A 25,598-nucleotide genomic window follows, 5' to 3' on the forward strand; every position below is an offset into this window, starting at 1 on the left:
ATTACAGTTCTCCTCGGAAAGCGCGAGTGCTAAGGGAATTGAATAGTTGATCTGTTAGCTTCCCAAAAGCATCTTTGCGGTTCTGTTTTTCTGTCAACTTCAAAACGCATGCTGCAAATTTCTCTTGTAATGCTATCGGCGGCAAATAATGCTTTATATCTCGAACTTGATCTTGTCCAATGGTGCTCATCGTTACTGTGTTGGACTGCTTTATGATTCTTTCTCTCATGCCCGGCTGCCGCAGAAGAAAGTTATAAAAGACCCCATTCATTATGTTCGGCTTTGGACGCACACGTATCAAATGACACTCAAAGAGAGCCTTGCCGTTATCGCCCCAATAAACATTTGTATATCCGATGCCCCCGAGCTTGAGTGAAGATCTGCAGAAAAGAATATCACCACGTCGTAGTGAATATTTCTCGACTTCTTTTGCTGTTGGACTCAATCCTACTGAGCTTGAAGTATCAATTACATATCCAGCAAAAAGCTCCTTGACCCAAACAACTGGTACATCACCTCCATATTCCTCATTCTTTCTGAAAATGCCATTGTTGGGATTCCCTTCAATAACATCCCCTAAGCGGACTTCTGGCCACCTCTTTGGATTGGTTATCGGGTCGCCAAACATGTCGAGGAAGACCGAGCGAAGAAATTCGTCGGTCAAGCAAATGGATTCCTGCCGCCTCTGACGGATGGAGTCAGCCTTGTCGAGGATAGCGGCTATGCGTTGCTGTTCGTCGAGAGGGGGGAGAGGGATTTCTGCATCAGTAAGATAGTTGAGTTTTATATATTTGATTACTCCACCAATACTCATTTCTCTGAGCTTCTGGACATAAATAGATAAGAAATGAAACAAATATCTTGGAGAGAGTCTGGCTTTGTCTAAGGATTCTATAACATAGGTTCGTTGATATGCATCGAATTTACCATCGTAATATTTCACATTAAGGTCACCATTCCCAGCAACAAGAACACATTCACAATCGAAACTATAAGAATTTATTCTTAGTGGCGCTACGGCGCAGCTAAAAAAAGGATAAATTCCTTTTGGATCATTAGCGTTAGCATCGAGATTGCCTGTACGAATCTTTACATAATTTCCAAGGCTATCCGTATCATATCGCGATTTCATCACAGCATCTCCTCAAGTTCCGACATGTCCTTCATAATCTCATTCTCCAATCCCTTTAGCTTCTTCAAAATATCTTTGGGATGCTCATACTTCATCTCTTCATAGACTGTCTCTTTGTAGCGATTAAGGGAGAGGTCATAGTTCTTGTCTCTTATATCGGTCACTGGCACGAAGAAAGCCTTAGTAGTTCGAGCGATATCCTTCAGTGGATCGCGGGCTTTCCAGCTGGCCAGGCACTCAGGCAAGTCACCGGCAAAGGTGCTATCGTAAAGCTGAGTGCGTTTATCGTCGAGGGAAAATCCGTCATCCTGCATATCATAGAAGAAGACATTCTCGGTCTTGCCCCCTTTCGTGAAGATCAATATGCCAGTCGATACCCCGGCATAGGGCTTGAAGACGCCGGACGGCAAGGAAATAACCGCCTCAAGCTGATTATTGTCCACCAGCTTTTGCCGCAGCGCAACATGGGCATTGGATGATCCAAAAAGAACACCATCGGGAACAATCGTTGCAGAGCGGCCGCCATTCTTAAGCATCCGCAGAATGAGAGCTACGAATAGGAGCTCCGTCTTCTTGGTTTTGACTTGAGCCAGAAGTGACGAGTGGACATCCTCGAAATCGAGGCTTCCCTTAAACGGCGGATTCGCCAGAATAATGTCAAAAAAATTCTGCGATTGTTTCGGAAATTTGTCGGAAAAGCTGCCGCTCAGGGTATCCTGGTAATGAATGTCGGGGGCATCAAGGCCATGGAGCAGAAGGTTCATGGCAGCGATGCGAAGCATGGTAACGTCGAAGTCGAAACCATGGATGAGGCTTGTCTGAATGTGCTCCCGATACGGCTCCAGGAGATCGCCGCTGTAAACCTTCTCGCCCTCGTGGTCAATAACTCCCTCAGGCGAAGTGTATTTCCTCTGTAGATAGTGCATGACTTCAACGAGAAATCCGCCGGTTCCGCAGGCAGGGTCGCCAATCACTTCATTATGCTCAAGATGGGGATCGAGTAACTCGACCATTAGGCGGATAATGTGGCGCGGTGTGCGAAACTGGCCGTTGATACCTGCAGTAGTTAGCTTGCTCAAAAGATACTCATAAAGATCGCCCTTCGTGTCTCCCTCGGTCAGAGGTAACTCGTTGATCATGTTCAAGGCAGAGACAAGCAGGGTCGGTTTGTTTATCATTAATTGAGCATCTTTCATATATTCGCCGAACTTGGCCTCTTCTACTGCAACGTTTTTGAAGTGCGGGAAGACCTTGTCGCGCACATGTGGCAGCATCTTGTCGGCCCCATAGTTCTTGAATTCCTTCCAGCGAAGCGCCTGGCCTCCTTCAGTGTCCGGAAAGATACGGCGGAACGGTTTGTTGGTTCTCTGGGCTTTTTTCTCATTGCGGGTTTCTGCAATGTCCAGAAGCTTCGCGAACATAAGAAACGATATCTGTTCTATAACCGTAAGTGGGTTCGTAATCCCACCAGTCCAGAATTCTTCCCACAGTTTATCGATGCGACTTTTAAGCTCTCCAGTTATCATGCTGATGCTGTCTCCTTATGCTCTGGTAGTTGAAAGGGTTTAATGATCTTCAACAGTTCAACAATCTGCTCTTCATCTGTGAACACACCATCAAGACCATCACTATTAATAGAGGTGAAAGGCGGCTCATAAAGCCGATCCATCTGTATCGCCCTGTGTTTTGAAATATGATTTTGCAACAGTCTCATGAAGAGAACCTGATTGGCAGTTACTTGTGGATATTTTTGCACAAACTGTTCGAAACGATGTTTTATGGCATTAGCGTCAACACCAATGATAGTGCGGATAATGTAATCCAGCGGGACTGCTATGTCATAAAATTCTCGAAGAATATTGAGATCAACGCTGGGATTCTGTGTTAGAACCATGGAGATAAGTGCATTCAGGTCTGTATCGTTGACTGGTTCGCCTGCTCGTATTTTTTGAAGAGTCGGGTTGGTGTCAAACATGCTACAGAGAGTTTCCTCCACCTGCTTCTTGTATACCGATGCATCTATTTCGCGGATGTTAGACTTTCTATGAACGAGTTCTATGCCACCATCGGCAACGTCGATAATCTTAGGCGGCATTGATGTAGTTGCATCCTTTTGACGGTGATGCATAATACCACGCAAGTCTTTTCGGACATCTTCAAGTATAGCTACACTGACAGTATCCCAAAAGTCGGAAGTCTTGACCTTTTTAAGTGTTGCCGCCCGCTCCCTGACCGGATTGAGATGGAGTATAAGCTCGCTTATCCATCCAAGGAACTTGTCTTTCAAATCAGCAAAACGTCCACTTCCGCGTAGAATCTCTGTCTGCATACGGGTAACCAAGAGATCAAAGGCATAGGCATCTGCAGGACCCGAAAGCTTGATCCACTGCATGAGTGGTGCCATATCGTTACGTAGGGCAGCGATAGTTGCCGGTGAAAATTGCCTAAGCACTTCAGGCCGGGACACGCTCCGTTTTTCTTTCCAATGCTTACGAACGGCGATAGTCTTTTCAGGCAAGCTGTTAAGATCCTGTCCTATTAACAGAACTGTCTGTTTGTGAACATCGATCTCATGCTTTGTTAACGCCAGTTCCGCTAGGTCAATTCGGGCTTCAAAGAGCTTCTGCATGAGCGATTTGGTGATCGTCGGCTCAGCTTCAGGTATGTTCTCCTCAAAGTATTCGAAATTCCCCCAGTGGTCGAAGATACGGAACTTCGTCTTATCTTTTCCGGGACCGAACAGATTCTTGCTTAGACGGGTACCTCGACCAATCATCTGCCAGAATTTGACGCGGGACTTTACTGGCTTGGCAAATACGAGATTCACGATTTCAGGAATGTCGATTCCTGTATCAAGCATGTCCACAGAAATAGCTATAGTTAAATCCTTATTGTTTCCCTCTCCCTTGAAATCATCTATAAGCTGTTCTGCCCGAGGATCATAGTTATCAATCACCTGGCAGAAAGAACCGCCATACTGTGGATACATCTCGTCAAAGAGCTCAGAGATCAATATGGCATGTTCATGATTCCGAGCAAAGATGATAGTTCTGCCGGGATGTTGGCCAGTCGCTTCACGAAGACCATTTTCCATGAGATTACAGAGAATGGCTCGGTTTGTATCTTTGTTGAATATCTGTCTGTCGACCTCTGTTGCCTCGTAATCAAAGGTCTCAGGGTCTTCACCGTCCTCCTCCAGTTGTTGCCTCTGCTCATCGGTAAGCTGAGAGTACTTTATCCCACTGCGGAGGAAGTTAGTTGTATGAGTATAGACCTCATAAGGCACAAGATATTCTTCTTCTACCGCGCGTTCGAGGGGATAATATGAAGACGGGTGTTTATCTTCACAATCGAAAAGCCGGTATGTGTTTCTCGCAACATATTGAACTGGTGTAGCGGTCAGCCCAATCTGGAGACAGTCAAAATAGACGAAGGGGTCACGGTACCGATTATAGATGCTGCGGTGAGACTCGTCGGCAATGATAAGATCGAAAAAGCCCACATCAAAGGTCTCGAATATCTTCATCATTGCAGGATATGTCGATAAATATATTCGCTTGCTGCGGTCCTTTGCAGTATCGGCTCGTACAATAGTAAGAGGCTCATTAATAAATTCTTTAAAAACATTTTTTGCCTGCTTTCGAAGTTCCCTACGGTCGCAAAGGAAAAGGACTCTCTTTACCCACCCGGCACGAATAAGAAGGTCGGTGAGCGCTATTGCAACACGGGTCTTTCCGGTGCCGGTTGCCTGAACAAGAAGGGCCTTGCGGTAGCCGTTGCCGAATCTCTCGCAGACACGTTTGATAGCCTCAAGTTGATAGAGGCGGTCAACAATCTCTGTCCTTGGTGAGATAGAATCAAGAGGCACTTTAGTTCTTCTTTGCTGGACAAGATACTGAAGACTGTCCTTCGAATAGAAACCTTGTATCTGCCGCGGAGGGTAATTCTGCGAATCATCCCACATCCAGAGTTCAAATCCATTTGTGTAAAAGATAACCGGTCGTTGGCCATATTTTTTTTCAAGACCTTCGGCATATAGCTGTGCCTGCTTGCGGCCGATGTTAGGATCAACAGCAGTCCTTTTCGCCTCAATCACTGCCAGAGGTTTGCCGTCATCATCCTTTAATTCGTAGTCGGCATAGCCGATTCCTGTTTGAGTAGGCTGATAGGGAACAGTCTCTTCCTTGACCATCATGCCATCCCATTCAGCCTTGAAATCCCAGCCAACCTCCGTGAGCATACTGTCGATAAGTCGCTTCCTCGTAGCTTCCTCATTAAAGCCCAGGACATCAACAGCCTGTTTGCCGGCATTAGTAAGAGCCTGCAAGTATTCAGTCTTCTGTGCTACAAGCTGAATTGCCGCCTGTTTGGTTTCCAGTTGCTGTAGAAGTTCTTGCAGCCTGGCTTCCTGAGCAGCCAGCTTTTCAAAGAGAGCCTTGTGCGGTACAGCTGCTGCTTTTTCTGTCACTTCTTCAGTAACAGGACGAGGGACTTCCTGATATGAAGGGCACTCATTTTTGCTCCCATTTTCAACAACTATATAAAACCAGCAAGCAAGATCAAAGGCTTCCTTTAGAAGCCAAAGGGACTTTTCTTTTGTCTGGGGATCACCATGGGCTGCCTTGTTGCCATGGATACGGATACTATGGAATTTGTCGAGGACAACAAACGGTACAGTTGAACGGAAGGCGTCATTATTCAAGAGGTCCAGAAGATTTGGCTGATAGGGCCTTGGCAGGCCTAATTTTGCATAGATACGCGTGACCATCCTTTCGATAAACGAACGAAGCTTGACCAGACAACTCGACGGGTCATGATAGACGTACTGTTCAGCAAAGCCCGCGAGGTCTGCCAGCTCTGGGGAGTTTTTTCGGAGGATCTCAAAATTAGTGGATTCCATATTTATCGCTTCCATGGAAAAGATAATTCGCAAACATTATGCCATCATTTCTCGATACCATATTTTTTCATCCAGTTGCTAACAGTCTGGTAGTTTGATAACCCTACCAATTTGGCGATCTTTGTCTTGTTCCCCTTGCTCTCAGTAACCGCTCTTTTCAGATAATGACGCGCCACATCTGAAAGCACGTCAGGCAAGCTGAAACCATTGCCCATACTGCGATTGAGGGTCTTCTCTTGGTCTTTCTGGGAAGTGCTCACGGGGAACAACGCCTCCCTAATATCGCCAATTTCTATCGTCTCATCCGCGATCAGGATAGCAGCCCGCGAAAGCGTATTGTAGAGCTCCCGAACATTACCAGGCCAAGGGTGCTGGTGCATAAGATTTCTTGCGCCGGCAGAAAGTTTCTTATGCTTCCAACCGGATACGTCCTCGAACTTCTTATTTATGCTGTCAAGGATATGATCGATCACCGGGTTAATATCTCCGTGACGGTCTCTGAGCGATGGCAGGTTCAACATACCAACGGCTATACGATGAAACAGGTCATCCCTGAATCTCCCCGCTGCGACATCCTCGATAAGATTGCGATTGGTTGCAGCGATGATCCTAACATTAATTGATTCTGCCTTGCTGGAGCCGACCTTAGTGATCATGCCCCCCTGAATGGCGCGCAGAAGCTTTACCTGTGCAGGAAGGGGCAGCTCTCCGATTTCATCAAGGAAAAGGGTCCCGCCATCAGCACTTGAGAAATATCCCTCCTTGTCGGCTATAGCACCCGTGAATGCTCCTTTCTTGTACCCGAAGAACTCTGACTCCACCAGATCGGGCGGTATCGAGCCGCAGTTGACTGCGACAAAGGGCTTATCTTTTCTTGGGCTTGTTGTATGAATAGCACGAGCGAAAAGCTCCTTGCCAGTGCCGGTCTCTCCCTGTATAAGGACAGGAACATCATGAACTGCGAGCCTTCGCGCCTGCGCAATGACTCTCTTCATCTCCTTACAACGGTGAATGATAGCACCGAACTCAGGAGACTCAGGAGGTAGCCCCTGGGTGAGCCTCAGTATTTCATCGTCAGCAGGTTTCAGGATGTCGGGTATATAATCAGCCGATATTTCAAAAGGAAAAGATACGGTCTTTAATCCTTTATCCTGAGACGACTCGATTAGTTCAGCGGGATGCGAGGTCTTTGATAGAAGTATCCAGACAGCAGCCATAGCCGGAGTGCCAGGGCTTAGGTGATAGGTTGAGTGTAGTTCCTTCAACCCAAGCTTTTTTATTACATCATTTATAGCGTTGGTCGCTGCCCCATAAATCTCTTTGAAGTCTGTCGGGCTGGTTAATTCAACATGATATTTAAGAATCATGGCCGCCGTGTTTCCCTTGAGCCAGTCGATGAAATGCTTTTCTTCCTCTTCCTTGTAGTTTGAAATTAGGATGACATGAGAAAAAGTGCGTTTGCTAACGGCCTGACCAATTGGCCCAACGCCATTTTCCAGTTCCCCCTGTGAGGCTCTCAGGTCGGTTTTTCCTATCCAGGCAAACAGGACTTTATTAACCATAGTAAACATTATACAAAATATTTCATAAGTCGCAAGATATTTTATTTCTTATTACTTTAGAAGGTGATATAGTATAAAGAATATATACTGTGAGACCTTTGGAAAACTATTTTTCTTTTGAATTGCCCACCCCCTACATAAAAAGGATTTACAAAAAGAAAAAAGGGATTATATTAAAAAGAAAGACTAAAAGACGATAGTCTTATAGAGAAAACAATTAACCGAATTAGCTAAGGTGGTTAATGGGGTTAAACATAGGGAGGTACTAAGGATGTATTCAGAGGTAGTAATGGACCATTTTAAGAACCCCCGCAATGTCGGGGAGATGAAAGATGCGGATGGGGTAGGAGAGGTTGGCAATCCTGTATGTGGTGACATGATGAACATATACATCAAGGTTAAGGATGACCGCATTGAAGACATAAAGTTTTTGACATTTGGTTGTGGGGCAGCCATTGCTGTTTCCAGCATGCTCACAGAAATGGCAAAGGGTAAAACCATAGAAGATGCCAAGAAGATCACCAATAAATCGGTAGCTGAGGCACTTGAAGGTTTACCCAAGAACAAGCTTCATTGTTCCAACCTGGGAGCAGATGCCCTTCAGCTGGCAATAAAGGACTATGAAGACAGAAAGGCAGGCAGGGTTAGGACTCCTTCAAAGGCAGAAGACAAACATGAACATACCAAAGGAGACACCTGTAGGTGTCCTTACTGTGATACCGACTTAGATGCCGGGATAGAGTTCTGTTCAAACTGTGGCAAGGCAATAAACAACAGTCACTGAATCCTGGCAAGGAGACTTTAAAATGAATACGATAAATTTAGATTACATATCGGCAAATCCCCTCTTACCCGAGGTTCAGGATGCCATGATTGACGCCATCAAGAAAAACTATGGTAATCCTTCAAGCTCACACCAACTGGGTGACCAGGCAGCAGCGGTATTGGAGCAGGCAAGGGAAAAAGTAGCGCGATTGATAAACTGTGCCTCACCCCAGGAGTTGGTATTCACCTCATCTGGCACTGAATCTATCAATCATGCTATAAAGGGGATAGCCTTAGCAAAAGCAGACAAGGGCAAACACATTATAACCTCTAACATTGAACACAATGCCGTCCTGAAGTCCATCAAGAGGCTGTTAAAAATGGATTACAGGGTAACCTCAGTCTCTGTGGACGAATACGGATTGGTGAACCCTGATGATATTGCCAATGCCATAACAGATAAAACCATCCTTGTCACGATCATGCATGGCAACAACGAGATAGGAACCATTCAGCCCATAAAGGAAATTGCCAGGATTACCCGTGGAAAGGACATCATTTTTCATAGTGATGCTGTTGCATCAGTGGGTGTCATGCCTGTTGATGTCCAGGATCTGGACGTGGATTTACTGAGCCTCTCCTCTAATCAGTTTAATGGCCCATCAGGTGTGGGGGGTCTTTACATCCGTCGAGGAGTATCACCGTTGCCATTAGTTGATGGTGGAGCTCAGGAGGACGGAAGGCGGGCAGGCACAGAAAATCTCACCGGTATAATCGGAATGGGTGTAGCCGCTGATATTGCCTTTCGGGAGATGGAATCCAGGGTAGAACATACAAGGAAGTTGAAGGAAAGGCTAATAAGGGGGCTGAAGGAAAGCATTGAGGATATTATTATAAATGGGCATCCTGAATTTTCTCTGCCCAATCTGGTCTCTGTATCCATAAGGTATATTGAAGGGGAGAGCATAGTTCTCATGCTGGATGAGAAGAACATAGCTGTTTCTACCAGGTCGGCTTGTGCTTCCGGGGCACTTCGGGCTTCCCATGTACTTCTCTCCATTGGCAGAGAGTATGCCGATGCCCAGGGAACGCTGGTGATTAGTTTTGGCAGGAACACAAAAGAATCTGATATTGACCGATTCCTGGAGGTATTGAGAAAAGCCGTTGAGTTTCTGAGAAACATGTCTCCTCTCTATAAAAAGGCAAAGGTTATATAAAGCTCCGTGTCATTGGTAAAAGTAAAGAACAAGTATCAGATAGTGACCCCCGAGGATGTAAGAAAAAAGATTATAAGATTATAAGAAGTTGCCTGAGTCTGAGGCCAAAGAGGTTAAAATTGAAATGACCAGATATGAGTCTCAGTGGAAGCAGGCAGTTTATTTTATCGATCCAGGCAAAAACAAAGACAAAAGATTATTTACCATTATTTGAAAAAGCTTACCGGAAGTTGACGGCAGGTGATTAAAAAAACCATATAATGAGAGGTTAATATCATGGGCAGCAAAGAAATACTTGAACAAGCAATGAAATTAAAGCCAGACGAAAGGTTTATGGTGGTCGAAGGGCTTATAAAGAGCCTCGATGAGCCGGATGCTTCACTAGACGCTATATGGGCTGAAGAAGCAGAAAAGAGGCTTAAAGCCTATCGTGCAGGTGCGCTGGAAGGAATTCCTATGGATGAAATATTCAAGGAAGAATAATGAAGGTCATTTTCTCGAAATACGCTAAGCAAGAACTTGATGATGCAACTCACTATTATGAAGTTGAACAACCGGGGCTTGGTCGACGTTTCCGTGAAGAAATTGGAAAAGCTGCAAGGAGAATTTCAGAATATCCTGAAGCATGGTCAGTTGAAAGGAGCGATGTAAGGAAATGCATTCTCCATAAGTTTCCGTACAAGCTGCTCTATTCAATAGAGGAGGATCATATTTTCATAATTGCTGTAGCGCATCAGCATAGAAAGCCAGATTACTGGATTAGAAGAAAAGAAGCATAACCTGCCATTTTACCGAATCGCTAACACGCCCGGTGAATTATGTATTCCAACGATAACGATATATAGAGGTGAATACTTACATCTTGACAATGCTTAAAAAAAATGTCCTTGACGACCTTTATGCCAGATACAACCGGCGAGAGTTTGTCCATCCGGACCCCCTGGAATTCTTATACCATTACGAAGATATTAGAGACCGTGAGATAGTTGGTCTCGTTGCCTCTGCTCTTGCCTATGGAAGGGTTCAACAGATACTGAAAAGTGTTTCTTTCGTGCTTCAACGGATGCAGCCATCTCCTTCCCTTTTCCTAAGTCATGCTTCCAGGGAGGCGCTTCTTCTTGACTTTGCAGGGTTCAAACATCGGTTTACCACCAGGGAGGATATTGTATCGATGCTTCTGGGAATCAAAGGTATTATTGAACGGTATGGTTCTCTTCAGGCATGTTTTGTCGCCGGCATAAATGATTGTGACAGTACAATTCTACCAGCGATTTCAGCCTTTGCTAAGGAATTGAACACTGAACAAAACGGCAGTCCCAACAGTCTCTTGCCTTCTCCAACGAAAGGCAGTGCATGCAAACGGCTCAACCTCTTTCTGCGCTGGATGGTAAGAAAGGATGAAGTCGACCCGGGAGGGTGGGATACAGTAAAGGCTTCTAAACTCATTGTTCCCCTTGATACCCACATGCACAGGATATGTCTTTCCCTCAAGATAACAGGGCGAAAACAGGCAGATATACGCACAGCCACTGAGATAACCGCCGCCTTCAGGACAATTTCTCCTGATGATCCAGTCAGGTATGACTTCGCCCTCACCCGTTTAGGAATACGAAATGAAGGAGATATGGACGATTTTCTGAAACAGTGCGGCATGCTGGAAGAACCGAGTCATCTTTCAGATGCCTTTAACTTGATTGTATAAAAATTTTTCTATATTTTCCCTGCCCGCTAATCAAATCTTTCACCAGATTTCACCTCAACCGGTTTCAGTCTGGTTATAGCTTTAAGCATAAACAGGAGAAGTGCACCGGCACCAAGGATAATCAGCAGGTCTGGCAGTATCCTGATTTGTCCTAATAATTGAATGGTGTCCTGGAACCAAAATTCATCCGAACGGGCGTGCCAAAAACCGTATTTAATATTATCCAGAACCTGAAGGATACCGATAGGCAATAAAGTTCCAATGAACATGATAAAAAGCCCGATATTCGTTCCCCAGAAAGATACCTTGAGTAACCGGTCATTCCACCCATTCTCTCTGACTAATCCTCGCATGGAAAATAACAGCAGACCTATTGCCAGAAGACCGTAAGTCCCGAACAACGCTGTGTGTCCATGATTAACGGTAAGATAGGTGGCGTGTTCATAGTAATTCACTACAGGTGTAGTAATCGATAACCCCATGACTCCTGCCCCTATAAATTCCCAAACAACAGAGGACATCAGAAACATCAGTGGATACCGGTAAGGAAACCCGCTGCCTGCTTTGACAAGCGCTTTTTGTCCGTGCCATACCTCGGCAAGGAGGAGCAAAATCGGTACAGGTTCGAGCGCTGAGATGGTAGACCCCAAAGCCAACCAGAAGGAAGGCTCACCAAACCAGTAGTAATGATGCCCCACACCGATGATACCTGAGCCCAGGGCAAGGGAAACAGTAAAATAAACAGTGCGAAGTCCAGCCTTCAGATCGACCAGCCCCAGATTTACCATCACAAAAACGATTGCAGCAGCAGCAAAGAACTCAAAAGCCCCTTCAACCCACGTATGCACCACCCACCATCGCCAGAAATCCGCAATAGTCAGGTGGGACTGAGGGTTATAGAGGAGACCGAAAGAGAAAAAACCAACAACCGCTATTCCGGAATATGCCAGGAAGTGGGGTAACCCCCATTTGTCCTGTCCGGAAGCAAAATGATCCTTCAATGCACGAACCACCAAAAAAAGCCATAATATGAGCCCGACGAGCAGCAGAATCTGCCACAGACGACCCAGTTCCAGGTACTCCCAACCCTGATGCCCCAACCAGAACCACAACTTACCGATCAACCCTTTCAGACCCAGGACTTCACCGGTAAGGCTTCCCAGTGCAACAATTATCACTGCCACGAAGAGAATATCTACTAAAAAACCCTGTCCTGCTGGTTCCTCCCCTCCTACCCCTGGGGAAACAAACAGGGTCATGCCGATCCAGGAGGTGGCTATCCAGAACACGGCTAATTGAAGGTGCCATGTCTTGACCCAATTGTAAGATATGAATTTTGCTACAAAATCAATCCCGAAAAAGGAATCAGGGTTCACCGTATAGTGGGCCATCAGTCCGCCTATGATAACCTGCAAGAAAAACAGTACAGCCACAACCAGGAAAAATTTGCCTGTTTTCTTCTGGCTGGAGGATATTTTCGCTGTAGCCAGTGCCAGGGCAGGTTCAGGTTTATACGGCAATGACCCTCGGTTGAACTCGTATTTATGAAAGAGAAAGACTATCAACCCAAGTATAATACCGAAGGACACCAGGGATATTGCAGACCATATCAGAGATTTTCCGGAGACCAAATTTCCCACCTCCGGGTCGTGGGGCCAATTATTTGTATAGGTATGGCTGTCCCCGGGCCGAATGGTTCCGGCACACCATGCCGTCCAGAAAAAGAAGTCAGCAAGATTCTGGCGTTCCTGAGGGTCCTTGATAGTCCCGGCACGGATTGGCCCTCTTTTATTCCCTTCTGCGAAAAGGTTGTCGTAGAATTTACGGTTTTCACGGAGAGACGCCGTCTGGAGAGGCGTCAGGGTCAGGGTATCATTGGCTGAATCGTATCGGTTGGTCTTGATTTGACTGATAACAACCGCATCCACTGCCCCTTTTGACTCTGTATTAAGGGACTTGTAAGAAATGCCATGTCTTTCCTGTGCCAGCTTTTCCCGCATATTCTGTCCCATATTATGCAGGGCTTGTGCAGTAAAATCTGGTCCCCTGTAAGTGCCGTGTCCCCATACACTCCCAATATCCATCAGGCCATATTTCTGCCAGACCTGTTGACCAGCCATGATTTGAGCTTTTTCGGTCAACAGTTCACCACTTTCCATGATAACCTTTTGCGGATATGGTGGCAGGTCTCTTTTGGTATAACAATATCCGATGAGGGCAACGACGATAGTCCCAAAAATGGCTAGTAAAAAATAGGCTTTAAGTCTTGAACTGATCATAGGATACCCCCTTTCATAACGAGTGGCTTATCCCACCAATTTCTCCCTATTGAGGATTTCACCTCTGGCACTTATTACTACCTGCTCTATGGGGATGTCTTTGCCTGCCAGCTCCATTCCTCTTTTGATGATTAAAGGCAGCCCCTGGCAACAGGGAACCTCCATTACGACCACTGTGATGCTTTTTATTTCTGCTATCTTGAATATATCTGCAAACCTCTCAATATACTCCTGTACATCATCGAACTTTGGACACCCTACCATGACAACCTTGCCCTGAATAAAATCCTGGTGAAAGTCGGGATAGGCAAATGGTGTACAATCGGCTGCTACCAGAATATTCGCTCCCTTCAAAAATGGAGCCGTTGGTGGTACCAGTTTAATCTGAACCGGCCAATGGGACAGGGCAGATACGCTGTTACTATGAGAAACCGGGGTATTTGCATCCTGACATGATTTTCCCGGGGTAAAACTCTGAATCAGCGCTGATGGACATCCACAAGCCATTGTTTCCTCTCCGGAGACATGCGCCGCTTCCTTCGACTTCAGGTGCATTTCCACAGCCTCTTCGTCAAAGTCCTCTGCATCACGTTCCACAATCCTGAGGGCATCGTTGGGGCATTCCCCCAGACAGGCACCCAGCCCATCACAGTATTTCTCAGCAGACAGCCTGGCTTTTCCGTCCACGATCTGTATCGCTCCCTCTGCACAGGAAGGTACACACAGTCCACAGCCATCACACTTTTCTTCATCTATTTCTATGATTTTACGTCTTACTTTCATATGCCTCTCCTTTTTACTCGTCCAAAAGGACTCTCTTCGCCACTTTTTCACCGCTTTTTGTGAGAAAGACATCCTTTATGGGTTTGTCCAACCTCTCCTCCTTTACAGGAGACTCTTTCTTTTTTTCCTCCATGTTCACAATCAGGTCAGCATCGTAAACAACCTTGAAGTTGACCGTCTCCCCAGGTCTAGGATGATGGTGGTGTCCAACTATGTCACATACTTCATCTATCAGGTCCTGGTTTGCACCCAGTTTTGAAAGAATATCACGGGCTATGGGCGGACCTTCTTCTTCCTGATACCGGGCGGCTGTGCTCTGGTATTTACGTTCAGCCTCCTTGATTCCGATGTCATGTAGATAAGCGGCAGACAAAATTACCGCAAGGTCCCCACCCTCTTCCCGAAATATCTCTTCTGCATATCTGGCTACCCTGGTAGCGTGACCAATACGCTTGAAGTCATCTTTGAAATAGCGTTTCATCTCCACAGCAACGCGGTCCTTTAACAGATCATTTCTTTGAGCTATAAGTTCCGGGGGCAAGTCTCCAAGACATTGCTCGGCAAACTTGCAGTGTGCAGCACAGCCAAAGTCCATTTTTGGATTTACGAGCTTTGACCCGCATTTCCCGCAACGGCCGGTAGCTTCATCCTTAAAGAACTCCACCGTATTACCACACTTGGGACATTCAATCTCAAAGACAGTATCTCCCTTCCAAAAACGGGTGTCTTGCCCCGGGCATTTCATAGTATTCCTCCATGGCTTGAAAATTGGTAGTGTCAGTGGTCCGTTATCAGTGATCAGTTGTGTCTGTATTTTTCCTGAACACTGACAACTGAACCCTCTGACATTTTACCTTTATCCCAGTATCGCCTTCAAATCTTCATCAGGCGTGGTTATAGGTTTAATATCAAAGTTTTTTACCAGCACATCCAGTACGTTTGGAGAAACAAATGCCGGAAGACTGGGCCCCAGACGAATGCCCTTAATCCCAAGGTGTAAAAGCGTCAGTAAAATGGATACAGCCTTCTGTTCATACCATGAGAGAATCATGGATAAAGGCAGCTCATTTACCTCTACATTGAACGCGTTTGCCAGAGCCACAGCAATCTGTATTGCCGAGTAGGCATCATTGCACTGACCAATATCCAGGAGTCTGGGGATACCTCCAATGTCACCCAGGTCTTTATCAAAGAAGCGGAACTTACCGCAGGCAAGGGTCAGGATAACAGAATCCTTCGGCGCTTTTTCCACGAACTCGGTATAGTAGTTTCGGCCAGGTTTTGCCCCGTCACATCCGGCTACCAGGAAGAAACGGCTGATGGCCTTGGTTTTGACCGCTTCAATTACTTTATCTGCCACACCCAATACTGCGTTCCTCCCAAAGCCCACCATGACTGAACGTCCGTTGGTATCTTCTGAAAAACCAGGCATGCTCATAGCCTTTTCAATCACAGGCGAAAAATTGTAATCCGAGATGTGGATTACCCCAGGCCATGCTACCTGACCGCTGGTAAAAATATTATCCATGTATGATTCCCTGGGTTTCTGGATACAGTTGGTAGTCATTAAGATAGCCCCCGGAAAGCCTTCAAATTCCCTTATCTGATTCTGCCATGCTGTCCCGTAATGACCGTAAAGGTGAGAATACTTTTTAAGACCCGGGTACCCGTGGGCAGGGAGCATCTCACCGTGGGTATATATGGATATGCCCTTGCCTTCTGTCTGTTTCAGAAGCTCTTCCAGATCTTTTAGGTCGTGCCCTGAGACAAGAATGGCATTCCCTTTTTTCGCTCCCAGGGGCACCTTCGTGGGCACGGGATGCCCATAGGCACCGGTATTCGCTGCATCAAGGAGTTCCATGGCAACAAGGTTTATTTCACCACATTTCAGCACCAACCCCAAGCAGTCGTTAACGCTCAGGTCTTTTCTTAATGTGGCAGCGAGCCCCTCATGGATAAAGGCATAGACCTTGTCATTCTCCTTCCCAAGTATCTGTGCGTGGTCTGCATAGGCGGCAATGCCCTTAATTCCAAAGAGCAAAGTATGCTGGAGAGAGAGAATGTCAGGATCGATGGAAGAATCAGACTTCAACCCAACAGCTTCGCCCTGCTTGATCAGCCCATCGATGGTTGCCTCCGGTTTAAAGCTGGCTGGTCCTTCCGGAAAGTCGACATTTCCTCCCGAACTTTTAACATTTTTCTTAAGGTTTTCTCTCAGTTCCACACAACGATGGATAAGTTGAACAAGACGATTGGGGTCAAAATTTACGTTGGTCAAAGTGGCAAATAGAGCCTCGCATGTGAAGACGTTAACTTCCTTCTCAATAACCCCCACCTTTCGACCCTCCACAGCATAGAGGGCAAGCCCCTTGAGACAATGAATCAGAAGGTCCTGAAGGGCAGCGACCTCTGGTTGTTTTCCGCATACCCCAATTTTAGCACATCCTTCACCTTTTGCCGTTTGTTCACACTGGTAACAAAACATAGCTAAACCTCCTTTTGAATGATTGTTAGCTGCTTTAGCCTTTCAGGTATTCCTACCCTATCTCATTATGTCAAGAATAATGTAACCAATAGAATCATTACCGTCTTTGACCTAAGTCAAAAAAGGAGATTTTTTTATTCCCTTTTTTCCCTTTTCTGTTATTCTTTATAATCGTTATTGGAAGGATACACCTTAACTTAGGTCAAAGAATAGATATTTTTAAAAAAAATTCAAGAAAAAAATAAAACCATGCAAATAATCGATCAGATAGCCACTATCCCGCTGTTTCATGGTCTTCCCAAAGAATACCAGGAAGGACTGGCTACCATAGTGGCAGATAAGATTTTCAGACGGGGTCAAATCATATTTTCAGAGGGTGATGAAGGAAATGGCTTTTACGTTGTCATTTCAGGACGGGTCAAGATATTCAAAGTCTCCCCAGAGGGTAAGGAACAGATTCTGCATCTTTTTGGTCCCGGAGAGCCGTTTGGTGAGGTACCGGTCTTTGCCGGCGAACACTTTCCAGCTCATGCAGAATCCATTGAAGAGAGCCGTATCTTTTTCTTTCCCAGAGATGCATTTGTTGATCTGATCAGGGGAAACCCCTCCATGGCATTGAGCATGCTTGCCGTATTATCCCGTCGTCTGCGCACGTTCACCATGCTGATCGAGGATCTTTCCCTAAAGGAAGTCCCCGGAAGGCTTAGCGTATACCTCCTCTATCTCAGCGAGCACAAAGATGGAACCGATGACCTGATGTTAGATATCTCTAAAGGCCAACTGGCGAGTCTTTTGGGCACAATCCCCGAAACCATTTCCCGAATCTTAGCCAGGATGGCCAGAGAGGGACTCATCTATCTGGATGGACCGCGCCGTATCCAGATACTGGATCGTAATGGTCTTTCAGAACTGGCAAGTGGCGAAAGACGCCTGTCCTAACCAGTTCATCCTGTTCCTTTGTAAATCGTAGTCGGGTCAAATCCTGCTGGGCTTACAAAATCCAACTTGACAAACAGTGGACAAACAGTATGATAGATAACAAGTCAGATGTTTAACTTCGATGAGTCCTAGAATTGCTGATATATTATGAATGCTGGAGGAGTAATTAGTATGAGTATTTTAAAATTAGGGATACCTAAAGGAAGCTTGGAAAAGGCTACAATTGATTTGTTTAGAAAGGCCGGCTGGAAAATACTGGCTGATTCCCGGAATTATTTTCCCGAAATCAACGACAAAGAGATTAAGTGTGCCCTCATCAGAGCTCAGGAAATGTCCATGTATGTAGAAAAGGGAACCCTGGATGTGGGGTTGACAGGGAAGGACTGGATTCTCGAAAACGAATCTGATGTAGTTGTTGTTCAGGATTTGATATATTCAAAAGTAACGCAAAGACCAACAAAATGGGTCTTGGTTGTGCCAGAGGATTCACCTGTAAAAAAGTTGAAGGATCTGGAAGGGAAGAGGATATCAACAGAACTTGTAAATTTTACTAAAAAATTCTTTTCAGACAGAAAGATAAACGTAGAGGTAGAGTTTTCATGGGGGGCTACTGAGGCTAAGGTAGTAGAGAGGTTGGTGGATGCAATAGTAGAGGTTACCGAAACAGGGAGCACTATCAAAGCTCATGGTCTTCGCATTGTCCATGAATTGATGGAATCCAATACTCAACTGATAGCCAATAAGAAGTCCATGAAGAATACATGGAAAAAGAAGAAGATTGAACAGGTCAGGATTTTGCTAAATGGTGCCTTACAGGCGGAGAATAGGGTTGGTTTAAAGATGAACATTGCTGAGGAAGACATGGATAAGATTACTGAAATACTTCCAAGCTTGAAGTCCCCGACCATAGCAAAGCTCTATAAGCAGGAATGGTACTCAGTTGAAACCATAGTAAATAAAAATATAGTCCGTGAGCTGATCCCAAAGCTGCAAGAAGCCGGTGCAGAAGGGATTATAGAATATCCTTTGAATAAAGTTGTATAAATGAATAAAACCAGGATAGTAGCAATCGTTGGTCCTACGGCTGCTGGTAAATCGCAATTGGCTTTAGAATTGGCTGCACGGATTAATGGAGAAATCATAAGTGCCGATTCTATGCAGGTCTACAGGTATATGGACATTGGGACGGCAAAGCCAACGCCTGACGAACAGAAGAAAGTAAAGCACCACCTGATAGATATTCTGTATCCTGATGAGGAGTTCAGTGCAGCCCTGTTCAAACAAGAAGCAAGGGAGGCAATCTCCAACGTTGACAGGCAGGGCAAAGTTGCTATTGTAGCAGGGGGGACAGGGCTCTACATCAAGGCATTGACCAGAGGTTTGTTCAAAGGTCCAGGAGCTGATCAAGAATTACGACGAGTACTCAGAAAAAAGGCAGCAATTACAGGCAGTGAGGCTCTCCATAAAGAATTATCAGAGTTAGATCCGGTTACTGCTGCAAAACTTCACCCAAATGACTCTTTCAGGATAATACGGGCAATAGAGGTTTGTCAGTTAGCTCAAAAACCCCTGTCTGAATACCATGAGAACCATGGCTTTAAAGATTCTCCCTTTGATACTTTCAAGATTGGACTCTGCATAGACCGTCAGGATATCTACTCAAGGATAGAAAAAAGGGTTGACAGGATGATTGCCACTGGCCTTGTAGATGAGGTAAAACGCCTTTTGGATATGGGATATACAAGGGATTTAAACTCCATGCAGGGATTAGGATATAAACAGATCGCCGGTTATCTCCTGGGGGAATTTTCATTAGATGAGGCTATTTTGCAGGTGAAACAGGGCACAAAGAGGTATGCTAAACGCCAGATGACCTGGTTTAGGGCTGATCCAGAGATAAACTGGTATGGATACCCCTATGACTATCAGGGGATAATACAAAAAACAAAGGGGTTCCTGGATGCATAATAACCTCAAATCTTCTTTTCAGCTCTGTATTCTACCAATTCAATCCCAGATTCCTTTATCATGTCGTAAGATAGTTCGTCAGCATAACCATCCCTGTAGACAATCTTCTTAATCCCTGCATTGATTACCATCTTAAGACAGATAATACATGGAAGATTGGTACAGAACAATATTGAATCATTGACATTCACACCATGATATGCCGCCTGAATTATAGCATTTTGCTCTGCATGCAAACCTCTGCATAACTCATGCCTTTCACCAGAGGGGATATTGTTCTGCTCCCTTAAACATCCAATATCCAAACAGTGGGCAAGTCCCATTGGCGCCCCATTATACCCTGTTGACAGTATCCTTTTATCCTTCACCAGAATAGCCCCTACCTGGCGCCTGCGGCATGTTGCCCGTTTTGCTACCAAAAAGGTTATATCCATAAAATATTCTTCCCAGCTTGGTCTTGACATCCAGAAAAACTCCAGCGGATTTGTTTACTCTATTAGCCTACCCTGGTATATGGGAAATCCCTTACATAGATCAAAAACCATATCCTTAACCCTTTTCAGGTTAGATCTATTACTCACATCACTGAGAACCTGTGATATAAAATCAGCAATCACCTTCATCTCAGATTCTTTCATGCCTCTGGTGGTTACCGCCGATGCCCCAATCCTTATGCCACTGGTAATAACTGGCCCCCTGCTATCGAAAGGGATTTCATTTTTGTTTACTGTAATACCTGCCTCGTCTAATGCCTCTTGTGCAACCTTACCTGTAAGATCAGTCTTACTCAGATTTACAAGCAAAAGATGGGTGTCTGTCCCACCGGTTACCAGCTCGTAGCCTCGTTTTTGGAGTTCCGCGGCTAAGGTGGAAGCATTAGTTACTATCTGTTTCTGATAATCCTTGAATTCTGGTGAAAGTGCCTCTTTAAATGCAACTGCCTTTGCAGCAATGATGTGCATAAGAGGGCCACCCTGTATTCCAGGGAATACGAGGCTGTCTATAACCCTGGCAAATTCCTTTTGACATAAAATCAATCCCCCTCTGGGACCTCTCAGCGTTTTGTGGGTGGTAGATGTAATGAACTCAGCATGGGGCACAGGGCTGGGATGCAACCCGCCTGCAATTAATCCCGCGATATGAGCCATATCCACCATAAGGTATGCCCCTACTTCATCGGCAATCCTTCGGAAGTGGTGGAAATCGATGATTCTGGGATAGGAACTGGCTCCTACCACAATTAACTTCGGTCTACTATCTTTGGCTAATCTTTCTACTCTATCATAATCAATCCTCTGGGTATCTCTGGTCACCCCGTATGTAATTACATTATACAGTTTACCAGAAAAACTAGCAGGACTGCCATGGGTAAGATGTCCGCCATGGGTCATGCTCATTCCCATGATGGTATCTCCGGGGCTTAGTACAGAGAAATAAACAGCCATGTTAGCCTGTGTCCCAGAGTGAGGCTGAACATTAACGTGATCAGCGCTAAATAACTCTTTACCTCTGGTTATAGCCAGGTTTTCAACGCTATCTACAAATTCACATCCTCCGTAGTATCTCTTTTTAGGGTATCCTTCCGCATATTTGTTGGTCAGAATACTGCCCTGGGCTTCTAATACTGCCTCACTTACAAAATTTTCAGAAGCGATTAACTCCAGCCTGTATGCCTGTCTTTTCGTCTCCAATCGAATGACTTCTGCAATCTCTGGATCCGCCTCTCTTAAAATCGACATCTATTTCTCCGCAGGCATAGTAGATTGAGAATTACAAATGGCTTTCTCTATATCGGCTATCTTTTCCAATCTTTGCTGGTGTCTTCCTCCTTGAAATTCACTGGTAAGCCACACTTTAACTATTTCCATGGCAACATCTTTACCTGTAACCCTTCCTCCAATAATAAGGATATTTGAATCATTGTGCTCTCTGCTCATTCTTGCGGTATATGCATCATGACACAGGGCAGCCCGTACCTTCGGAAACCTGTTCGCAACTATGGACATACCAATCCCGGTTCCACAGACAAGAATTCCCCTTTCGAATTCTCCCCTTTGTACCTTCTGGGCAACTATACTGCCAAAGGCAGGGTAATCCACAGATTCACTGCTGAATGTACCAACATCATAAAAGTCTATCTTCATATCTTTAGATAAGGATTGTTTTATAAGCTCTTTTAATTCAAAACCTCCATGGTCAGATCCAATAATTATTTTCATCTTTTTAACCATTATACTTCTTAAAGACCAGCGTAGCATTGGTCCCGCCAAAACCAAAGGAATTAGAAATAGCTATCTTAACATCAGCCTTTCTCGCTATATTCGGGACATAATCCAGATCGCAATCAGGGTCGGGAGTCTCATAGTTTATAGTAGGCGGAATAATTCCATCACGAATTGTCAGAATTGTAAAGATTGCCTCAACCCCACCTGCTGCACCCAGCAAATGGCCAGTCATCGATTTAGTGGAACTTACAGGAATCTTTTTACTGTATTCATTAAAGACGGTCTTTATGGCAATGGTTTCAATAGTATCATTCAGTGGTGTAGAAGTACCATGAGCATTGATATAATCCACTTTATTGGGTGGTATATTGGCATCAAGGAGTGCCATCTTCATACATCGGGCTGCCCCACCTCCCTGAGGGTCAGGGGCGGTTATATGAAAGGCATCACTGGTTAATCCGTAACCAATAATTTCACCATAGATATTGGCTCCCCTCTTAAGTGCCAGTTCCAACTCTTCTAAAATAATCGTTCCTGCACCTTCTGCCGGAACAAAACCGTCTCTGTTATTATCAAAGGGACGACTGGCTTTTTCAGGCTCATCATTATGCGTAGAAATAGCCTTCATCGCATTAAAGCCACCAATATTCAAAGGGGTTATGGTTGCCTCTGTCCCTCCGGTAATCATAACATCTGCGTCTCCCCGCTGTATTAGTTTAAATGAATCCCCGATAGCATGAGAACCGGCTGCACAGGCAGTAACAACACAGGTATTAGGTCCCTTAATCCCAAAATAAATAGCTATCTGCCCTGGAGCAATATTGGCAATCATCATGGGTATAAATAAAGGGGATATCTTTTTAGGCCCCCCTTCCAGTAGCATGGTATGGTTCTTCTCTAAGGTTGGTAAACCACCCAGCCCTGTCCCGATAATAACCCCAATTCTTTCAGCATTTTGATCTGTAACCTTAAGTCCTGAATCTTCAATTGCCATTATGGTTGACGCCATGCAATAATGGACAAAGGAATCCATCCTTCTTACCTGCCTCTTATCCAAGAAGTCTTCCGGATCAAAATCCTTTACTTCACCTGCGATCTTTGTTTGGAAATTAGTTGTATCAAAGCGAGAAATCTCACCAATCCCTGACTTCCCTTCAACTAATGCCTTCCATGTTTTTTCTACCCCAATCCCTAAAGGAGTCACTGCCCCCAAACCCGTCACTACAACCCTCCTCTTCAAGGTAGCACCTCCAAAAAGTTGAAAGAGTTTTTGCAACACCGAACTGGTAAAATAATAACTCTCAAGTATAGCTGCCTCGCAATCCGTCAGAGGCGGACCAGAGGTGGAGAATGGTCTGCCAGAGGCGGATATTCTTCCGCCAGAGGCAGATGACTCCTGCCTCTTAACCTCTCCTCTTAACCTATCTTATAATCCTAATAAAAGGTCTTCTCCCATTTAGTTGGTGGAAAGGATTTTATGATTCCCCTCGAATCCTTGAATCCTTGACCCCTTGAATCCTCATGATTTCACCAACTTTTTTGGAGATGATCCTAATAAAATATCTCCATAATTATAGATGTTCAGAAATATAATCAATAGCTTCTTGAACAGTTTGAATGTTTTCTGCTTCTTCATCGGATATCTCTTGACCAAATTCCTCCTCAAGAGCCATTATTAATTCAACCAAATCCAATGAATCCGCACCCAAATCGTCAATAAAAGACGCCTCGTTAACAACCTCATCTTCATCTATTCCAAGTTGTTCGGCTATGATAGCCTTAATTTTTGCCTCAACAGATTCTTTTCCCATTAACTTTATACCTCCTATAAAAATTATTCTTTTCCTTATTTAACGTAGAAAATTACCACAATCCTACATATACAAACCCCCATTAACATTGATTACTTGACCAGTAATATAACTTGATGCATCGGAGACAAGAAAGTAAACAGCTTCAGCTATATCTTCAGGCGTCCCTAACCTCTCAACAGGAATCTGTTTTTTCAGGTTTTCTCTAATATCATCTGGTAAAGACTGGGTCATAAGTGTATCAATAAAACCAGGGGCAACAGCATTAACGTTTATACCTCTTGAGGCAAACTCTCTTGCTGCAGTTTTTGTAAAACCAATTACCCCTGCCTTGGAAGCGGAATAGTTTGCCTGACCAATATTTCCCATTTCCCCTGAAATGGATGCAATATTTACAATCTTTCCACTTCTCTGTTTTACCATAAACCTGACTGCTGCCCTTGTGCAGTTAAAGGTACCCTTCAGGTTCACATTCAAAACCTGGTCCCAACTCTCTTCTTTCATTCTCAAAAGAAGACTGTCTCTAACTATCCCGGCATTATTCACCAGGATATCAATACGGCCTAGCTCCTCGATTGTCTTATTTATCATCTGCTCGGCCTCTTTAAAATCAGCCACATTGGTTATTGTAACAAGGCATCTCCTTCCTATCTTTTCAATCTCTTTTGCGACTTTCTGTGCCTCTTCAGAATTAAGGTCAGAGACTACAATGTCCGCTCCCTTCCTTGCCAACAGGATACCAATTGCCCTCCCAATACCCTGAGCAGACCCGGTTATTAATGCTACCTTGCCTTTTAAGTCCATATACTAACTCCTTCATTCCCTCTCTAGTCTTCTTGACCAACAGCGCACTTAAGTGCGCTGTTGAAAGGTACTCCCCCATCTCTTCTCCGCTCTTTAGCCTTCCTGAACCCTCTTTAAACTTTTAATATCTTCTACATTCCGTATCCTTACCTTGTCACTAATCTTCCTCATTAATCCTGACAGAACCTTACCAGGGCCAACTTCAATAACCATATTTACGTCTTCTTTAATCATTCTTTTCATGGACTGAACCCACTTCACCGGATTACATACCTGCTTTGTTAAGAGCTCTTTAACCCTTTCTTTAGAAGTATTTATGTCTGCCTCAACATTTGAAATCACAGGGGTTTGAATGTCATTAAAAGAAAGCTTCTCCAGTTCAGCTGCGAGCCTTTCCATAGCCGGTTTCATAAGACTACAGTGAAAAGGGGCACTGACATTTAAAACAACAACTCTCTTGGCACCTCTTTCTTTAGCTAAATCAATGGCATTTTGAACCGCCGTAATCTCCCCAGAGACAACAATTTGATCCTGGCTGTTGTAGTTGGCCGGAGAGACCAGACTCCCTTCTTCTGTTATCTCAGCACAAATCTTTTCCACAGCTTCTTCCTGCATCCCTATGATAGCTGCCATAGTTCCAGTACCTACCGGTACTGCCTCTTGCATAAACCTTCCCCTTTGTTGGACTATCCTTACAGCATCATAAAAATTCAACGATTTAGCTGCAACCAGAGAACTGTATTCCCCTAAGCTATGCCCGGCAACAAGGCATGGCTGTACATCCGTTTCCTGGTTCAAGACCCGGAGTGCAGCAATACTGGCTGTCAATACAGCAGGCTGAGTATTAACTGTCAACCCTATTTCACCATTAGGGTCTTCGAAACAGATTTTTTTTATGTCCATGCCTAAAGAATCATTCGCCTCTTCAAAAGTCTCCCTTACTACTGTGAAATTATCATAGAGTTCCTTTCCCATACCAAGATACTGAGAACCCTGCCCGGGAAATATAAATGCTGATTTAACCAT

23 protein-coding genes are annotated in these 25,598 nt (G+C 44.8%); 8 read left to right on the top strand and 15 right to left on the bottom strand.

Annotated features, from left to right (window positions below; translation table 11 throughout):
• Nucleotide 1: 1 nt before the first annotated feature.
• The 4 genes from AB1401_05805 to AB1401_05820 are packed head-to-tail and all read right to left on the bottom strand — an operon-like array spanning nucleotide 2 to nucleotide 7,594.
• The gene (locus tag AB1401_05805; GenBank protein ID MEW6614963.1) at nucleotides 2-1,132 is read right to left on the bottom strand and encodes a restriction endonuclease subunit S; all 1,131 of its coding nucleotides are present in this window, start codon (nucleotides 1,130-1,132) and stop codon (nucleotides 2-4) included.
• On the bottom strand, nucleotides 1,132-2,658 hold the full coding sequence (locus AB1401_05810; protein ID MEW6614964.1) for an N-6 DNA methylase: 1,527 nt from the start codon (nucleotides 2,656-2,658) through the stop codon (nucleotides 1,132-1,134). The genes AB1401_05805 and AB1401_05810 overlap by 1 nt, the downstream gene beginning before the upstream one ends.
• A complete protein-coding gene (locus AB1401_05815) occupies nucleotides 2,655-6,032 on the bottom strand; it encodes a DEAD/DEAH box helicase family protein (protein MEW6614965.1) in 3,378 nt (1,125 codons plus the stop codon). The genes AB1401_05810 and AB1401_05815 overlap by 4 nt, the downstream gene beginning before the upstream one ends.
• 44 nt (nucleotides 6,033-6,076) lie before the next feature.
• Complete coding sequence (locus AB1401_05820; protein MEW6614966.1) at nucleotides 6,077-7,594, bottom strand: sigma 54-interacting transcriptional regulator; 1,518 nt, start codon at nucleotides 7,592-7,594, stop codon at nucleotides 6,077-6,079.
• 271 nt (nucleotides 7,595-7,865) lie between these two features.
• Between AB1401_05820 and nifU the strand changes: the two genes are divergently transcribed.
• The 5 genes from nifU to AB1401_05845 all read left to right on the top strand — a co-directional run bounded on the left by nifU (nucleotide 7,866) and on the right by AB1401_05845 (nucleotide 11,278).
• Nucleotides 7,866-8,378 (top strand): Fe-S cluster assembly scaffold protein NifU, encoded by a 513-nt coding sequence (gene nifU, locus AB1401_05825; GenBank protein MEW6614967.1) that lies wholly within the window; start codon nucleotides 7,866-7,868, stop codon nucleotides 8,376-8,378.
• A gap of 22 nt (nucleotides 8,379-8,400) precedes the next feature.
• The gene (locus AB1401_05830; GenBank protein MEW6614968.1) at nucleotides 8,401-9,576 is read left to right on the top strand and encodes a cysteine desulfurase family protein; all 1,176 of its coding nucleotides are present in this window, start codon (nucleotides 8,401-8,403) and stop codon (nucleotides 9,574-9,576) included.
• Nucleotides 9,577-9,852: 276 nt separating this feature from the next.
• Nucleotides 9,853-10,059 carry an addiction module protein gene (locus AB1401_05835; protein ID MEW6614969.1) on the top strand — a complete coding sequence of 69 codons (207 nt, stop codon included), beginning with the start codon at nucleotides 9,853-9,855 and terminating at the stop codon, nucleotides 10,057-10,059.
• Nucleotides 10,059-10,355, top strand: coding sequence for a type II toxin-antitoxin system RelE/ParE family toxin (locus tag AB1401_05840; GenBank protein ID MEW6614970.1), 297 nt, complete (start codon nucleotides 10,059-10,061; stop codon nucleotides 10,353-10,355). The genes AB1401_05835 and AB1401_05840 overlap by 1 nt, the downstream gene beginning before the upstream one ends.
• A gap of 89 nt (nucleotides 10,356-10,444) precedes the next feature.
• Nucleotides 10,445-11,278, top strand: a complete 834-nt coding sequence (locus AB1401_05845; protein MEW6614971.1) for a TIGR02757 family protein — start codon at nucleotides 10,445-10,447, stop codon at nucleotides 11,276-11,278.
• A gap of 26 nt (nucleotides 11,279-11,304) precedes the next feature.
• Here AB1401_05845 and AB1401_05850 read toward each other — a convergent pair whose 3' ends face one another.
• From AB1401_05850 to hcp, 4 genes are all read right to left on the bottom strand, one after another.
• A complete protein-coding gene (locus AB1401_05850) occupies nucleotides 11,305-13,557 on the bottom strand; it encodes a cbb3-type cytochrome c oxidase subunit I (protein ID MEW6614972.1) in 2,253 nt (750 codons plus the stop codon).
• Nucleotides 13,558-13,584: 27 nt separating this feature from the next.
• Nucleotides 13,585-14,340, bottom strand: coding sequence for a 4Fe-4S binding protein (locus tag AB1401_05855; protein ID MEW6614973.1), 756 nt, complete (start codon nucleotides 14,338-14,340; stop codon nucleotides 13,585-13,587).
• 13 nt (nucleotides 14,341-14,353) lie between these two features.
• Nucleotides 14,354-15,085, bottom strand: coding sequence for an HD domain-containing protein (locus tag AB1401_05860; protein ID MEW6614974.1), 732 nt, complete (start codon nucleotides 15,083-15,085; stop codon nucleotides 14,354-14,356).
• Between the two features lie 111 nt (nucleotides 15,086-15,196).
• Nucleotides 15,197-16,825, bottom strand: coding sequence for a hydroxylamine reductase (gene hcp / locus AB1401_05865; GenBank protein ID MEW6614975.1), 1,629 nt, complete (start codon nucleotides 16,823-16,825; stop codon nucleotides 15,197-15,199).
• 249 nt (nucleotides 16,826-17,074) lie between these two features.
• Here hcp and AB1401_05870 point away from each other — a divergent pair, with 249 nt between their 5' ends.
• From AB1401_05870 to miaA, 3 genes are all read left to right on the top strand, one after another.
• Nucleotides 17,075-17,764: a Crp/Fnr family transcriptional regulator gene (locus AB1401_05870; protein MEW6614976.1), complete on the top strand. Its 690-nt coding sequence runs from the start codon at nucleotides 17,075-17,077 to the stop codon at nucleotides 17,762-17,764.
• Nucleotides 17,765-17,911: 147 nt separating this feature from the next.
• Nucleotides 17,912-18,808 (top strand): ATP phosphoribosyltransferase, encoded by an 897-nt coding sequence (hisG, locus tag AB1401_05875; GenBank protein MEW6614977.1) that lies wholly within the window; start codon nucleotides 17,912-17,914, stop codon nucleotides 18,806-18,808.
• The gene (miaA, locus tag AB1401_05880) at nucleotides 18,809-19,732 is read left to right on the top strand and encodes a tRNA (adenosine(37)-N6)-dimethylallyltransferase MiaA (GenBank protein ID MEW6614978.1); all 924 of its coding nucleotides are present in this window, start codon (nucleotides 18,809-18,811) and stop codon (nucleotides 19,730-19,732) included.
• Between the two features lie 5 nt (nucleotides 19,733-19,737).
• On the opposite strand, the gene AB1401_05885 is transcribed toward miaA, so the two are convergent.
• The 7 genes from AB1401_05885 to fabD form a co-directional block, all read right to left on the bottom strand.
• Nucleotides 19,738-20,196, bottom strand: a complete 459-nt coding sequence (locus AB1401_05885) for a cytidine/deoxycytidylate deaminase family protein (GenBank protein ID MEW6614979.1) — start codon at nucleotides 20,194-20,196, stop codon at nucleotides 19,738-19,740.
• Between the two features lie 24 nt (nucleotides 20,197-20,220).
• Nucleotides 20,221-21,471 carry a serine hydroxymethyltransferase gene (glyA, locus tag AB1401_05890; protein ID MEW6614980.1) on the bottom strand — a complete coding sequence of 417 codons (1,251 nt, stop codon included), beginning with the start codon at nucleotides 21,469-21,471 and terminating at the stop codon, nucleotides 20,221-20,223.
• Nucleotides 21,472-21,951, bottom strand: a complete 480-nt coding sequence (gene rpiB / locus AB1401_05895; protein ID MEW6614981.1) for a ribose 5-phosphate isomerase B — start codon at nucleotides 21,949-21,951, stop codon at nucleotides 21,472-21,474.
• Nucleotides 21,952-21,955: 4 nt separating this feature from the next.
• The gene (gene fabF / locus AB1401_05900; GenBank protein ID MEW6614982.1) at nucleotides 21,956-23,197 is read right to left on the bottom strand and encodes a beta-ketoacyl-ACP synthase II; all 1,242 of its coding nucleotides are present in this window, start codon (nucleotides 23,195-23,197) and stop codon (nucleotides 21,956-21,958) included.
• A 331-nt stretch (nucleotides 23,198-23,528) separates the two neighbouring features.
• Nucleotides 23,529-23,768 (bottom strand): acyl carrier protein, encoded by a 240-nt coding sequence (gene acpP / locus AB1401_05905; GenBank protein ID MEW6614983.1) that lies wholly within the window; start codon nucleotides 23,766-23,768, stop codon nucleotides 23,529-23,531.
• A gap of 63 nt (nucleotides 23,769-23,831) precedes the next feature.
• Nucleotides 23,832-24,572, bottom strand: a complete 741-nt coding sequence (gene fabG, locus AB1401_05910; protein ID MEW6614984.1) for a 3-oxoacyl-[acyl-carrier-protein] reductase — start codon at nucleotides 24,570-24,572, stop codon at nucleotides 23,832-23,834.
• A 93-nt stretch (nucleotides 24,573-24,665) separates the two neighbouring features.
• Nucleotides 24,666-25,598: an ACP S-malonyltransferase gene (gene fabD / locus AB1401_05915; protein ID MEW6614985.1), complete on the bottom strand. Its 933-nt coding sequence runs from the start codon at nucleotides 25,596-25,598 to the stop codon at nucleotides 24,666-24,668.

This window comes from Thermodesulfobacteriota bacterium (assembly GCA_040757775.1).
In the GTDB taxonomy this organism is placed as follows: Bacteria; Desulfobacterota; UBA8473; order UBA8473; family UBA8473; genus UBA8473.

Excerpts from the sequence above, each read along its gene's own strand:
- AB1401_05805 (MEW6614963.1), bottom strand. The coding sequence starts at position 1,132 with ATGAAATCGCGATATGATACGGATAGCCTTGGAAATTATGTAAAGATT.
- AB1401_05810 (MEW6614964.1), bottom strand. The coding sequence starts at position 2,658 with ATGATAACTGGAGAGCTTAAAAGTCGCATCGATAAACTGTGGGAAGAA.
- AB1401_05815 (MEW6614965.1), bottom strand. The coding sequence starts at position 6,032 with ATGGAATCCACTAATTTTGAGATCCTCCGAAAAAACTCCCCAGAGCTG.
- AB1401_05820 (MEW6614966.1), bottom strand. The coding sequence starts at position 7,594 with ATGGTTAATAAAGTCCTGTTTGCCTGGATAGGAAAAACCGACCTGAGA.
- nifU (MEW6614967.1), top strand. The coding sequence starts at position 7,866 with ATGTATTCAGAGGTAGTAATGGACCATTTTAAGAACCCCCGCAATGTC.
- AB1401_05830 (MEW6614968.1), top strand. The coding sequence starts at position 8,401 with ATGAATACGATAAATTTAGATTACATATCGGCAAATCCCCTCTTACCC.
- AB1401_05835 (MEW6614969.1), top strand. The coding sequence starts at position 9,853 with ATGGGCAGCAAAGAAATACTTGAACAAGCAATGAAATTAAAGCCAGAC.
- AB1401_05840 (MEW6614970.1), top strand. The coding sequence starts at position 10,059 with ATGAAGGTCATTTTCTCGAAATACGCTAAGCAAGAACTTGATGATGCA.
- AB1401_05845 (MEW6614971.1), top strand. The coding sequence starts at position 10,445 with ATGCTTAAAAAAAATGTCCTTGACGACCTTTATGCCAGATACAACCGG.
- AB1401_05850 (MEW6614972.1), bottom strand. The coding sequence starts at position 13,557 with ATGATCAGTTCAAGACTTAAAGCCTATTTTTTACTAGCCATTTTTGGG.
- AB1401_05855 (MEW6614973.1), bottom strand. The coding sequence starts at position 14,340 with ATGAAAGTAAGACGTAAAATCATAGAAATAGATGAAGAAAAGTGTGAT.
- AB1401_05860 (MEW6614974.1), bottom strand. The coding sequence starts at position 15,085 with ATGAAATGCCCGGGGCAAGACACCCGTTTTTGGAAGGGAGATACTGTC.
- hcp (MEW6614975.1), bottom strand. The coding sequence starts at position 16,825 with ATGTTTTGTTACCAGTGTGAACAAACGGCAAAAGGTGAAGGATGTGCT.
- AB1401_05870 (MEW6614976.1), top strand. The coding sequence starts at position 17,075 with ATGCAAATAATCGATCAGATAGCCACTATCCCGCTGTTTCATGGTCTT.
- hisG (MEW6614977.1), top strand. The coding sequence starts at position 17,912 with ATGAATGCTGGAGGAGTAATTAGTATGAGTATTTTAAAATTAGGGATA.
- miaA (MEW6614978.1), top strand. The coding sequence starts at position 18,809 with ATGAATAAAACCAGGATAGTAGCAATCGTTGGTCCTACGGCTGCTGGT.
- AB1401_05885 (MEW6614979.1), bottom strand. The coding sequence starts at position 20,196 with ATGTCAAGACCAAGCTGGGAAGAATATTTTATGGATATAACCTTTTTG.
- glyA (MEW6614980.1), bottom strand. The coding sequence starts at position 21,471 with ATGTCGATTTTAAGAGAGGCGGATCCAGAGATTGCAGAAGTCATTCGA.
- rpiB (MEW6614981.1), bottom strand. The coding sequence starts at position 21,951 with ATGAAAATAATTATTGGATCTGACCATGGAGGTTTTGAATTAAAAGAG.
- acpP (MEW6614983.1), bottom strand. The coding sequence starts at position 23,768 with ATGGGAAAAGAATCTGTTGAGGCAAAAATTAAGGCTATCATAGCCGAA.
- fabG (MEW6614984.1), bottom strand. The coding sequence starts at position 24,572 with ATGGACTTAAAAGGCAAGGTAGCATTAATAACCGGGTCTGCTCAGGGT.
- fabD (MEW6614985.1), bottom strand. The coding sequence starts at position 25,598 with ATGGTTAAATCAGCATTTATATTTCCCGGGCAGGGTTCTCAGTATCTT.